Annotated in this window: 9 protein-coding genes; 4 read left to right on the top strand and 5 right to left on the bottom strand. The window is 73.2% G+C overall.

From position 1 onward, the window contains the following. Nucleotides 1-102: 102 nt before the first annotated feature. On the bottom strand, nucleotides 103-1797 hold the full coding sequence (locus tag ACH4OW_RS25575) for a DUF885 domain-containing protein (protein WP_398030182.1): 1695 nt from the start codon (nucleotides 1795-1797) through the stop codon (nucleotides 103-105). 172 nt (nucleotides 1798-1969) lie between these two features. Here ACH4OW_RS25575 and ACH4OW_RS25570 point away from each other — a divergent pair, with 172 nt between their 5' ends. Then, complete coding sequence (locus ACH4OW_RS25570; protein ID WP_398030181.1) at nucleotides 1970-2953, top strand: LysR family transcriptional regulator; 984 nt, start codon at nucleotides 1970-1972, stop codon at nucleotides 2951-2953. Between the two features lie 118 nt (nucleotides 2954-3071). After that, the gene (locus ACH4OW_RS25565; protein WP_398030180.1) at nucleotides 3072-4442 is read left to right on the top strand and encodes a carbohydrate-binding protein; all 1371 of its coding nucleotides are present in this window, start codon (nucleotides 3072-3074) and stop codon (nucleotides 4440-4442) included. Nucleotides 4443-4592: 150 nt separating this feature from the next. Here the strand turns inward: ACH4OW_RS25565 and ACH4OW_RS25560 are convergent, their stop codons facing one another. From ACH4OW_RS25560 to ACH4OW_RS25550, 3 genes are all read right to left on the bottom strand, one after another. Further along, complete coding sequence (locus tag ACH4OW_RS25560; protein ID WP_398030179.1) at nucleotides 4593-5999, bottom strand: GNAT family N-acetyltransferase; 1407 nt, start codon at nucleotides 5997-5999, stop codon at nucleotides 4593-4595. A gap of 122 nt (nucleotides 6000-6121) precedes the next feature. Next, the gene (locus ACH4OW_RS25555; RefSeq protein ID WP_398030178.1) at nucleotides 6122-7747 is read right to left on the bottom strand and encodes an alkaline phosphatase D family protein; all 1626 of its coding nucleotides are present in this window, start codon (nucleotides 7745-7747) and stop codon (nucleotides 6122-6124) included. 105 nt (nucleotides 7748-7852) lie between these two features. Continuing rightward, complete coding sequence (locus ACH4OW_RS25550) at nucleotides 7853-8683, bottom strand: alpha/beta fold hydrolase (protein ID WP_398030177.1); 831 nt, start codon at nucleotides 8681-8683, stop codon at nucleotides 7853-7855. Between the two features lie 273 nt (nucleotides 8684-8956). On the opposite strand from ACH4OW_RS25550, the gene ACH4OW_RS25545 reads away from it, so the two are divergent. Continuing rightward, nucleotides 8957-9841, top strand: a complete 885-nt coding sequence (locus ACH4OW_RS25545; protein ID WP_398030176.1) for an RNA polymerase sigma-70 factor — start codon at nucleotides 8957-8959, stop codon at nucleotides 9839-9841. A 266-nt stretch (nucleotides 9842-10107) separates the two neighbouring features. Beyond that, complete coding sequence (locus ACH4OW_RS25540; RefSeq protein WP_398030175.1) at nucleotides 10108-10863, top strand: GntR family transcriptional regulator; 756 nt, start codon at nucleotides 10108-10110, stop codon at nucleotides 10861-10863. A 12-nt stretch (nucleotides 10864-10875) separates the two neighbouring features. Here the strand turns inward: ACH4OW_RS25540 and ACH4OW_RS25535 are convergent, their stop codons facing one another. After that, nucleotides 10876-11676 carry an alpha/beta fold hydrolase gene (locus ACH4OW_RS25535; RefSeq protein ID WP_398030174.1) on the bottom strand — a complete coding sequence of 267 codons (801 nt, stop codon included), beginning with the start codon at nucleotides 11674-11676 and terminating at the stop codon, nucleotides 10876-10878. Nucleotides 11677-12109 lie beyond the last annotated feature (433 nt).

Genomic DNA, 12109 nt, shown 5'->3' with positions numbered 1-12109 from the left:
CGGCGTGCGGCCGGACACGGCGTGCGGCCGGACACGGCGTGCGGCCGGACACGGCGTGTGGCCGGGCGCGCCGTCCCCGCGCACCCGGCCGCCGGCCCCGTCTCAGATGCGCGACAGTTCGTCCAGCAGATCGTCCAGCCCCAGCGAACCCTGCGACAGCGCGGCCATGTGCCACGCCTTGAGGTCGAAGTCCGCGCCGTGCCGCTGCCGCGCCGCCTCGCGTCCTTCGAGCCAGGTGCGCTCGCCCAGCTTGTAGCCGATGGCCTGGCCAGGAATGCCCTGGTAGCGGATGATCTCGCTCTCGACGAAGTCCGCCGGACGGCTGCAGTGCCGCCCCAGGAACTCCTGGGCCAGCTCCGGCGTCCAGCGCTCACCCGGGTGGAACGGCGATTCCGCCGGAATAATCAGTTCCAGGTGCATGCCGATGTCGATGATGACGCGGACCGCGCGCATCATCTGCGCGTCCAGGTACCCGAGCCGGCGCTCGGCGCTGGTCAGGAAGCCCAACTCGTCCATCAGCCGCTCCGCGTACAGGGCCCAGCCCTCGGCGTTGGCGCTGACCATGCCCACCGTCGTCTGGTAGCGCGAGAGGTCGTCGGCGACGTGCGCCCACTGCGCCAGCTGGAGGTGATGGCCGGGGACACCCTCGTGGTACCAGGTGGAGACCAGGTCGTACGCCGGGAAGCGGGTCTTCCCCATGGTCGGCAGCCAGGTGCGGCCGGGCCGGGAGAAGTCCAGCGAGGGGCTCGTGTAGTACGGCGCCGCGGCGCCGCCGGGCGGCGCGATGCGCGACTCGACGTGCTTGACCCGCTCCGCGAGGTCGAAGTGCGTGCCGTCCAGCGCCTCGATGGCCTGGTCCATCAGCGCCTGGAGCCACTGGCGGGTCTCCTCGACGCCCACCACGGCCTCGCCGTTCTCGTCCAGCCAGGCCAGCGCCTCCCACGGGGTGCGCGCCCCGGGCAGGACCTTCTCGGCCTCCTTGGCCATCTCGGCGTACAGCCGGTGGAACTCCGACCAGCCGTAGGTGTACGCCTCGTCCAGGTCGAGGTCGGTGCCGTTGTAGAAGCGGGCGCGAAGGGCGTAGCGCTCCCGGCCCACCACGTCGGGCGCGCCCTCGATCTCCGGCGCGTACCGGTCGCGGAACCAGTCGCGCAGCTCCACCAGCGCGCCGGTCGCCACGGACGCCGCCGCGTCCAGCTCGGCGCGCAGCGCCTGCGGGCCCGGCTCGGTCAGGTCGGCGAACCAGCTGCGGTCCGTGCCGATCCAGGTGTCCAACTGCCCGATGACGGTGGCGACCTGGCGCGGTCCGGCGGGCAGGTTCTGCTTCAGCCCGGCGTCCAGCGAGGCGCGGTAGCCCTCCAGTGCCGCGGGCACGGCACGCAGCCGCTGGGCGAGCGCCGCCCAGTCGTCGTCCGTGTCGACCGGCGTGATGGTCAGGACCTCGCGGACCGAGTGCAGCGGCGACTCCAGGTTGCTCACCGCGCGCAATCCCTCGCCCGCCTCGTGCACCGCCAGCTCGGCGGTCAGCCGCTCCCGCAGCAGCCGGGCGCAGCGCTGTTCGCTCTCGCTGTCCGCCCCGGGCCGCCGCTCGGCCTCGGCGAGCCGGTCCAGCGTCGTACGGGCCAGTTGGGCCACCGCTTCCTGGCCGGTGGGCGAGAAGTCGGGGAGCCGGCCCGAACTCTCGGCGACGCCGAGGAAGGTACCGGTGATGGGGTCCAGGTCGACCAGGGCGTCGACATAGGTGTCGGCGACCTGGCGGGGGAGCGGAGCGCTGTCGGAAGCAGTGGTGTGGGACATGGGCACCATCCTCGTACGGATGGCCCCGGTACGTCATCATCAGCGCGCCGCCCGGTGCCCGTGCGGGGCCCGCGTCCGCGGAGGGCGAACGGGACGGGTAACCGGACGCGGTCCGTCATTGGTCCGGACCGGACTATTGCCTGCTGTCACGGCGGAGCACCAAGCTCACAGGATGGACCTGGAACTGCGGCATTTGAAGACGATCCGGACGATCGCCGACGCGGGGAGCCTCACCAAGGCCGCAGCCCGGCTCGGCCTCGCCCAGCCCGCTCTGAGCGCCCAGCTGAAACGGATAGAACGTGCCCTGGGAGGCCGCCTCTTCGAGCGCGGCCGCTTCGGGGTGCGGGCCACGGCGCTGGGCGAGTTCGTGCTCGACCGCGCGCGCGTGGTGCTGCCGGCGATCAGCGAACTCCAGCAGGAAGCCGTGCGGTTCGGGCACGCCGGCGACCGGATGGCGGGCTTCCGGCTCGGCGGCACCCACGGCCCGCTGCTGGGCGGGCTGGTGGACCGGCTCGCGACCACCTACCCCGGGGTGCCGGTGACCACGTTCACCACCTGGTCCGAACGCGAGATCGCCGCCTCGGTGGCCGCGGGACGGCTGGACTTCGCCCTGATCGGTGCCTGCGGCGAGAGCCCGGCGCCGGAGCCCGAACGGCTCACCTGGCGGGAGATCGCGGTGGATCCGGTCTTCGTCATGCTCGCCGAGAACCACCCGCTGGCCGGCCGGCGCGAGATCGGCCTGGCCGAACTGGCGGCGGAGGCGTGGGCGGACGTGCCGGGGGACGGCTGTTTCGCGGACTGCTTCACCCTGGCCTGCGCCCGCGCCGGCTTCACCCCGGCCCGGGTGTACGAGACGGACACCTCGTCCTGCATCCACCTGGTCCAGGTCGGCCGCGCCGCCGGGCTGTGCCGGGCGACCTTGCCGACCACGCCCGGAATGGTGACGAGGCCGCTCGCCGGCACGCCGCTGACCTGGCGGCACCTGGTGGGCTGGCACCCGGGGACGCCCGCCGCCGACTCCGCGCAGGAGGTCGTGGCCCAGGCACGCGCCGCCCACGCCGAGGCGGCCGCGCGCAGCGAGAGCTACACGGCCTGGCTCGCCGACCGCCGCTCGACGGCCGACCCCGGGCCCCCGGGCGCCCTCGGCTACCCGTGATTCCGCCGAGGTATCCATATCACCGGGCAGAAGGACAACTGGCATCTCCCGCGGGACGGAACGCGGACCTACGGTTTCGGCACCTCCACCCCCCCCCGAGACCGAGGAGACCTCCCCCATGCGCCACAGACACGCCCGAACCAGCGCGTGTGCCGTCATAGCCGCCGTCGGCGCACTCGTCCTGACCGGGCTGCCCGGTTCCGGGGCGGCGCACGCCGACTCGACGACGCCGCAGGCACCCCGTACGGCGGCCGAGACCCTGTCCGTCGGCTCGACGTCCGACGCCGTGTTCCAGGCGATGCAGCGCGACCTGGGCCTGAACCGGGCGCAGGCCGAACGCCGGCTGGCCAACGAGGCGGAAGCCGGCGCGGTCGCCGGCCACCTCCGGAACGCGCTGGGCGGCTCGTTCGCCGGCGCCTGGGTCAGCGGCACCGAATCCGCCACGCTCACCGTGGCCACCACCGACGCCACGCGTCTCCAGGCCATCCGCGCCGCGGGCGCCCGCGCCGCGCACGTACCGAACACGCTCGCCCGGCTCGAAGCCGCCAAGGCCGGGCTGGACCGCGCGTCGACGCACCGGGCCGCCCCCACGGCCTCCTCCTGGGCGGTGGACGTCCGCACGAACACGGTGCAGCTGCGCGCCGCCGACCCGTCGTCGGCCAGGTCGTTCGTCGCCGCCAGCGGCGTGGACCGCAGCCTCGTGAGCGTGGGAGCGACCGCCGAGCGCCCCCGCCCGCTCTACGACATCCGCGGCGGCGACGCGTACTACATGGGCGGCGGTCGCTGCTCCGTCGGTTTCGCGATCACCCGCGGCTCCCAGCAGGGCTTCGCCACCGCCGGCCACTGCGGCCGCACCGGAACCTCCACCACCGGGTACAACCAGGTGGCCCAGGGCAGCTTCCAGGCATCCACCTTCCCCGGCCGTGACACGGCCTGGGTCGCCGCCAACGGCAACTGGACCTCCACGCCGTACGTCAAGGGGCAGGGCGGCCAGAACGTCCGCGTCGCCGGGTCCACCCAGGCGGCGGTCGGCTCCTCGATCTGCCGCTCGGGTTCCACGACCGGCTGGCACTGCGGCACGATCCAGCAGCACAACACCAGCGTCACCTACCCGCAGGGCACCGTCAGCGGCGTGACCAGGACCTCGGTCTGCGCCGAGCCGGGCGACTCCGGCGGCTCCTTCATCTCCGGCAGCCAGGCCCAGGGCGTGACCTCCGGCGGGTCCGGCAACTGCAGCTCCGGCGGCACGACCTTCTACCAGCCGATCAACCCGCTGCTCCAGGGCTACGGCCTCACGCTGAAGACCGGCACGAGCGGCTCCGAGGACCCCGGCCCGAGCGAGCCCGACGGCACCTGGTCCGCCGGCACCGTGTACGAGGCGGGCGCCCAGGTCACGTACGGCGGTGCCACCTACCGCTGCCTGCAGAGCCACCAGGCGCAGCCGGGCTGGGAGCCCTCGAACGCGCCGTCCCTCTGGGAGCAAACCTGAGAAACCACCGCGGTCACGGCTGCCGAGAAGCCCTGAGAACCGCTGAGGACCACTGAGGTACGGACCGATCCGCACCGGTCTCCGTACCGCCCGGGGCCGGTTGGTACGAGCGCTCGCGTACCGGCCGGCCCCACTTCCGCGCCCGTGCGGTCACGTCGCCCGGGGGCCGGCGTCCGGCGCGGCCCCGGCCGCCTCGGGACGTACGGGCTCCCGTCGCGCGGGCACCCCGGCGGGGCGGGCGGTGATCACCAGTGTGCCCTCCTCGACCTGGTAGTCCAGCGGCACCCCGAGGCCGCGCATCGCCGCCACCATCCCGGTGTTGGACGCCTGGGTGATCGCGTACACGCTCGCGCTGCCCGCGTCGGCCGCCATGCCGACCAGCCGGCGCAGCAGCTCGGCGCCGATGCCGCGCCGCTGCCACGCGTCCTCGACCAGCAGCGCCACCTCGGTCTCCTCGCCGTCCCACAGCAGGTGGCCGAGCGCCACCAGCCGCCCGGACGCCGTCTCGACCGCGAGCGTGCGGCCGAAGCGGGGGCTGAGCAGGTGCTCCAGGTAGCGTTCCGCGTCGGCGACCGGGCCGTGGTAGCGCATCGCCAGTGTCCGCGCCGAGCAGCGGGAGTGCATCTCGCGCGCCGCCGTCAGGTCGGCGGCGCCCGCGCGGCGGACCGTGATGGGGTTGCCCTCGGGCAGGGTCAGCACGTCGCGGCGCGGCGGTACGCGCTGGCCGAGCCGGGCGTCCAGCTCGACGAGCGCCCGTACCCGCGCGAACTCGGTGGGCGTGAAGGGAAGGTGCGGGCGTTCGATGGTGACGGTGCCCCCGGACGGGTCGCGGAACTTCATGGTGTGCTCTTCGAGGATGCCCTCGTCCGGCACCCGCTCGGCCCGGGGCCGCCCGTTCAGGGACCGCGCGGGCACCGAATGGATGGTGCAGCGCCCCAGCAACTGGCGTAGTGCGAGCGGCAGTTCGGCGGAATCCAGGGCGGTGCGGGTGGCCAGGCTCAGCATCCGGGTCGGCGCGTCCACCAGGTCGTGGGCGTCGGCCCGCTCCAGCCAGGTGTGCGCGCCGCCCGCGGCGGCGACCGTACGGGTCAGCTCGGCCGCGGGCAGCGGGGCGGGGGCGCGCAGCAGGAACTCGTCCACCGTCCCTTCCGACAGCGGGTGGGTCTGCAGGCTCAGGATGTCCACCCGGTGCCCGGCCAGCGCGGCGCACAGCGCGGCGAGGCTGCCCGGCTCGTCCCGTACGGTCGTGCGCATCCGCCACAGCGCCGTGTCCTGCCCTTCCCCGGCGGGGCGGGCGGGGGCCTCGGGCGCTGTGGCGCCCGTATCGGTCGGCGGCGGCGCGTGTTCGTGGCGGCGCGCCCACCAGGTGTGGAACGCGGCCGTGGCGAGCAGGGCGACCGCCGAGCAGCACAGCAGCACCGGCCCCGACGGGCCGTGCGCGATGGCGTTGGCGAGGGCGTCCGCCACGGACACGGCGGTGAACAGGGCCGCCAGCTCGACCAGGTCCCGCCGCCAGTGGTGGCGGCGGGAGCTCTTGGCAGATGTCGCGTCAGTCATGCAGACAGCCTCGCCGACCGGTGTTGCCTGATCGCGAACGCTCTGTGACCGATGAGTAAAGGACACAATCGCGTCAAAAGGCAACGGATTGCGCCGCGGACCCGACAGGTACGCAGAGCACGCTACCGTTCCGGCTGCCCCACCCGCCCCGGCTGCAACACCCGGCTGAACAGGACCTGCCCGCCCTCCTGCCGCAGCCGTACCGTCAACTCGCCGCTGTCCCCGTCGATGTCCACCTCGCCGAAGTACTGCGGACTCTCGGCGGGCGAGACGTTGGCCCGCTGCGGCGCCTTGACGAAGGGCTGCGCGGGCCCGAACGTGCCGTCCAGCGGCACCGCGGGGAACCCGCCCGCGTTCAGGGGCCCCGACACGAACTCCCAGAACGGCGCGAAGTCCTTGAAGGCGGCACGCGACGGGTCGTAGTGCTGGGCCGAGGTGTAGTGCACATCCGTGGTCAGCCACACTGTGCCGGTGACGCGGCGGTGCTTGATGTGCCGCAGCAGCTCCGCGATCTGGAGCTCCCGGCCCAGCGGCGCGCCCGGGTCGCCCTGCGCCACCGCCTCGAAGTCGGTCTTGCCGTCCGCGACCACGAGCCCCAGCGGCAGGTCGGAGGCGATCACCTTCCACACGGCGCGGGACCGCGACAGCGCCCGCTTGAGCCACGCCAGCTGTTCGGCCCCGAGGATGCCCTGCCGGTCGTCGGTCTGCCGGTTGGGGGAGTTCGCGTTCCGGTACGTGCGCATGTCCAGCACGAACACGTCCAGCAGTGGCCCGTGGTTGATCACCCGGTAGACCCGCCCGCCCCGGTCGGACCGGAGCGTACGGATGGGGAAGTACTCCCGGAAGGCGCGCAGCGAACGCGCCGCGAGCACGTCCACGTCCTTCTCCGTGTACCGGGCGTCGTCGAGGATCTGGCCCGGGTACCAGTTGTTGCGCACCTCGTGGTCGTCCCACTGGATGATGGTGGGCACCTGCGCGTTGAACTCGCGGAGGTTGGAGTCGAGCAGGTTGTAGCGGAACGCGCCGCGGTACTCCGCCAGCGTCTCGGCGACCTTCGACTTCTCCTCGGTGGTCACATTGCGCCAGATCCTGCCGTCGGGCAGTCGCACACTGGCCTCGATCGGGTTGTCGGCGTAAATGTTGTCACCGCTGCACAGGAAGAAGTCCGGGTCGCGGCGCCGCATCTCCTCGTAGATCCGGTAGCCGCCGTGGTCCGGGTTGATGCCCCAGCCCTGCCCGGCCAGATCGCCCGACCAGGTGAACCGCACGCCGTCGCGGCGCCTGGCCGAGGCGGTGCGGAAGGTCCCGGTGACCGGCTCGCCCGTACGCCGGTAGTCGTGCGGGTCGGCGAGCAGCACGCGATAGTGGACCTGCTCGCCGGACGGCAGGCCGTGCAGCGCGGTGGTGCCGGTGAAGTCCGTACCGGGGCCGAGCACCGGACCGTGCCAGGTGCGCGCGTTGCGGAACGCCTCGGTCGCCGCCGTCTGCACGATCATCCGGGCCGGCCGGTCCGAACGCACCCACACCAGCCCGGAGGAGGCCGTCACGTCCCCGGTCTGCACGCCCCACAGGGCGCTCGGCCGCCCGGCGCGCGCCTGGGCGGGCGCCCCCGCGATACGGGACGGGGCGGCCGAGGCGCCCGGTCCCGCTGCGTTGGCGACGGCGGGGAGGGCGAGCGCCGCGGTACCGAGCGCCGCGCCGTGCAGTACCGACCGCCGGTTGACGGCTCTGCCGGATCCCTGCGCCATGTGAAACCTCCCGTGGAACGACCGATCTTGGTGACGTTCTGTTCGTATCGTTGCCCGGTGCCGCGTGGGCGAACGCACGGTGAACTGCGGGGAGCGCCCTGGTCCTCAACGCGCCGTGTCGAGAATGACCCGGGCGACCAGCGCCGGGTCGTCATTCATCGGCACATGGCCGCAACCCGGCAGCCGGACGAGCCGGGCGCCCGGTATCGCATGCTTGGCCCGTACGCCCTGGCGGCGCGGCAGCAGCCGGTCGCGGCTGCCCCAGGCGATCGTCACCGGAACGTCCGGCACGTCGTCGGTGAACAGTACGGCCCGGCCCGCCGCCAGCGTGGGCGCGAAACCGGCCGCGCCGCGCAGCGCCTCGGTCTCGGCCACCACCGCCGACGCCGAACGACGGCCGGGATGGGCGTATATCGTGCTGGTGAGCGAGGCGCGCCCGACCGCGGAACGGGCCAGCAGCCCGACCGCCGGCGGCGGCAGCGCCTTGGCGCCGGCCCGCATGCCGCGCAGCACCCCGAAGGCGTACCGCCGCTCCGCCTGCGTCCAGAACCCGGCGGGGGAGAGCGCGGTCACCGACCGTACGTGCCTGCCGCGCCCGAGTTCGAGGGCCAGGAGGCCGCCGAGCGAGTTTCCCGCTATGTGCGGGCGGTCGAGCCCCAGCGCCGCGAAGGTGGCGGTCAGCAGCGGGGCGACCGAGCCGAGATCGTAGGCGGCGCCGGGCGGCAGCGCGGGCGAGGCGCCGAAGCCGGGCAGGTCCAGTGCGATGACCTCGTGGGAGGCGGCGAGGATGTCGGAGACCGGCCGCCACGCCTGGAGGTGGTGACCGATGCCGTGCAGCAGGACGAGCGGAGCGCCCGCGCCCTTGCGCTCGTAAGCGACGGTGAAGGCCGGTCGGCCGGCCGGGGAGACGTCGACGAAGGAGACCGGTGCGACCATGGAAAGCTCCTGGGGCGGGGGACGGGGGCGCTCTCGGCTGACGTGCAGGGACACACGATGACAGCGATAACTACTCAGCGGTAGGCGCGCCTTGCTTTCTTTTGTTTTTTTCTGACTCGAAGCACCGCTCTCGCATCGAAGCACCGCTCTCGTCTCGAAGCGCCGCTCTTGTTGAGCGTCTTGTGTCGAGCTGTGCCGCACACCACGTCCGCGGTTGTCGCTTTCCGGCCATCCGCGCTGGACAACGTGCGAGCGGCCCGCTGGGATGAACGCGTGCAGACGGACTCCGCAACCGATGTCTTCCAGGAACACCGCCCGGTGCTGCTGGGCGTGGCCTACCGCATGCTCGGCCGGGTCGCCGACGCCGAGGACGTGGTCCAGGAGGCGTGGCTGCGCTGGTCGGCCGCCGACCGGGGACAGGTCCGCGAGCCGCGCGCGTACCTGGTGCGCGTCACCACCCGGCTGGCCATCGACCGGCTGCGGCAGGTCCAGACGCGCCGCGAGTCGTACGTCGGCCCCTGGCTGCCCGAGCCGCTGGCCACGGACCTCGGCGCCACCGTCGCCGACACCGCCGAACACGCCGTCCTCACCGAGTCCGTCACCCTCGCCGTCCTGGTGGTCATGGAGTCGCTGTCGCCGCTGGAACGCGCGGTGTTCGTGCTGCGCGAGGCGTTCGGCTACCCGTACGCCGAGATCGCCGCGGTCCTGGACCGCGGCGAGGCGGCGGTGCGCCAGCTCGCGGGACGCGCCCGGCGCCACGTCGAGGAGCGCCGGCCGCGCTTCGAGGTCGACCCCGTCCGGCAGCGCGACCTGACCGAGCGCTTCCTGGCGGCGGCCGCGGGCGGGGACCTGGACGGGCTGCTGAACCTGCTGGCCGACGACGCGCGCCTGGTCGGCGACAGCGGCGGCAAGGCCAAGGCGCCGCTGCGGGTCATCGAGTCCGCCGACAAGGTCAGCCGGTTCGTGCTCGGCGTGATCAAGGGCGGCATCCCGGACGCCGGGTGGGAATTCCTGCAGCTCAACGGGGGCATCGCGCTGCTGGTGCGCTCCGGCGGCAAGCCGGACTCGCTCGTGCAGCTCGACGTGGCGGACGGCCGCATCCAAACCGTCTACATCATCCGCAACCCGGACAAGCTGGCCTCCCTCGGCAAAAACTGACCACTCCATCCGGTATGAGCGGACCGTACCGGCCGTACAGCCTGCCTTGCGCCTTGCGCTGCCTTGCCCTGCCCGCCCTGCCCTGCCCGAACGGATCCGTCGATTGGTCTTGACCAAGGGTGGGGGCGGCCATATCGTCGCAGGGATACTGCAACAACCTTTAATAAAGAAGCGCTCATATCAGGAGCGTGGGTGCGGGCCCGGAACCGGGCGCGCAGGCGACGGGGGCCAGCCCCGCCGCGAAGACGGCCATGGCGGAGGACAGGGTGGGGACCACGCAGCTCGAAACGGTGCCGGAGCCGAAGTACTGGCACCTCAAGACCGTGCTCAGCGAGGCTCTCGACTCGGAGTTCTCGGTCGGCGAGGTGCTGCCCAACGAGCGGGAGCTCGCGGCGCGCTTCGGCGTCGCCCGCGCCACGCTGCGGCAGGCGCTGGAGCAGTTGGAGCTGGAAGGCCGCCTGCAGCGCCGCCGGGGCGTGGGCACGACCGTCGCGCCGCCCCGCGTGGGCGTGGCCGTGGAGCCCGTACGCCACACCTGGCCGGGCGCGGCCGGTGACGACTGGCAGCCCGTCGACGCCGTCGAGTCGCAGTCCGTGCCCGCGGCCGTGGCGCGCCTGCTGGAGCTGACGCCCGACGAGCGGGTGCACATCGTGCACCGCAGCAGGGTCACACACGGCCAGCCGGTCGCCGCCGAGCAGCTGTACGTGCCCGCCCGCTGCGTCCCCGGTGCCGCCGCCGGCGTCGCGGTGGACGCGCCGGCCCGCGCCCGCGTCGTCCTCCGCGAGCTGCAACAGCTCGAACTGGAAGGCCAGGACCGGGCCGTGGAGCTGGGCTCGGCCCGCGCGGACGACGCCAGGGAGCTGGACCGGCTGCCCGGCGCCCCCGTCCTCGTCGTCACCACCCGCTACTTCGCGGGCGGCCGCACCGCCGCCGTGGCAGTGTCCACGTACCGCGCCGACACCTGCCGCCTCACCTTCGGCGACAACGAGGCCGAAACGGGCGTCACCGCCCTGGCGAGCTAGGACGCGGTGCAGCTAGGGCTCGGCGGACCGGGACAGGAACGCCTTCACCATCGGTACGACCAGGTCGGCGCGCCGCGGCAGGTTGTGGTGGGTGGTGCCGGGGAGCACGCCGAGCTGTGACCCCTGGATCAGGCCGTGCATCTCGACGGCGTGCTCCAGCCGGACGAAGTCGGTGTCGCCGACCAGCAGGAGGACCGGTGCCTCGATGCCGGCCAGTGTCTCCGCGGACCAGCCCTCGAACGCGTGCACCGTCGGCTGGAGCTTCTCGGCGAACGCCTCGAAGCGTCCCGGATCGGGAGCGACTTCCGTGTACGCCTCGTACATCTCCTGGAAGTCGCTCTCGGTGGGCATCCGGGGGGAGCCGGGGCGCGCGGAGGGGTCGCGGACCTCGGGGTGGTAGCCGTCGGGCCGGTAGTGGGTGGAGGCGAGCACCAGCCGGTCGACCCGCGCGGGCCGGGCAACAGCCAGCTGAAGGGCGGTCAGGCCGCCCAGGCTGAAACCGAACACGTCCGCCCGGTCGATCCCGAGGTGGTCCAGCAGCCCCGCCACGTCGTCGGCGAGGTAGGAGAGCGCGGGCTCCCGGTCGATGTCTCCCGTGTGCCCGTGTCCCTGCAACTCGACGGCGACGACCTGACGCGTCGCGGCGAGCGCGGGGAGTATGCCGCCGAAGGTCAGGTCGATGGTGAGCATTCCGCCGTGCAGCAGGACCAGCGGCCGTCCCGTGCCGTGGACCTCGTAGTACAGATTCAGGCCGTTGACGCTGGCGTACCCGGCGGACGACGGATACGTGGTGGAGTCCCGGTCCTCGCTCAACGCTCTCTCCCCGGTTCGGTACCGCGGCTGACCGGCCCCCGACCACTGCTCGGCCAGGCTCCGGACCATCTGCTCAGCACACTAGCCGGGGGGTCTGACAACGCCTCCGCGTCGCGCCGCGGCCCGGCCGCGAAAAGTTTTTCCGGGGAAGTGCCCCCGACGGGCACCCTCCCGGGCCCTTCTCCTCCGACCGACCTCAACCGGAGCAGTCGAAGGAGAACGACCATGAATCGGAGGCTCGTGCCGGGCGCGGTACGGGTGGCGCTGCTGGGCCCGGTGACGGTCCTGGCGAACCTGTTGCTGCCCCCTGGCACCCTCAGGGACCTGCTGGTGTTGTGCGCCGACGGGCTCATCGGAGCCGTCGCGCTCCGTCCGCGCCCCTTGCACCACCGTGCGCCGTGCGCGCCCACCCGTGCGCCACTGCCGTGGCGAT

The organism is Streptomyces sp. NPDC017056 (assembly GCF_044332485.1).
GTDB lineage: Bacteria > Actinomycetota > Actinomycetes > Streptomycetales > Streptomycetaceae > Streptomyces.
Note: the sequence above shows the minus strand (reverse complement) of the source record. Positions and strands in the feature narration are given on the sequence as shown.

Excerpts from the sequence above, each read along its gene's own strand:
- ACH4OW_RS25575 (WP_398030182.1), bottom strand. The coding sequence starts at position 1,797 with ATGTCCCACACCACTGCTTCCGACAGCGCTCCGCTCCCCCGCCAGGTC.
- ACH4OW_RS25570 (WP_398030181.1), top strand. The coding sequence starts at position 1,970 with ATGGACCTGGAACTGCGGCATTTGAAGACGATCCGGACGATCGCCGAC.
- ACH4OW_RS25565 (WP_398030180.1), top strand. The coding sequence starts at position 3,072 with ATGCGCCACAGACACGCCCGAACCAGCGCGTGTGCCGTCATAGCCGCC.
- ACH4OW_RS25560 (WP_398030179.1), bottom strand. The coding sequence starts at position 5,999 with ATGACTGACGCGACATCTGCCAAGAGCTCCCGCCGCCACCACTGGCGG.
- ACH4OW_RS25555 (WP_398030178.1), bottom strand. The coding sequence starts at position 7,747 with ATGGCGCAGGGATCCGGCAGAGCCGTCAACCGGCGGTCGGTACTGCAC.
- ACH4OW_RS25550 (WP_398030177.1), bottom strand. The coding sequence starts at position 8,683 with ATGGTCGCACCGGTCTCCTTCGTCGACGTCTCCCCGGCCGGCCGACCG.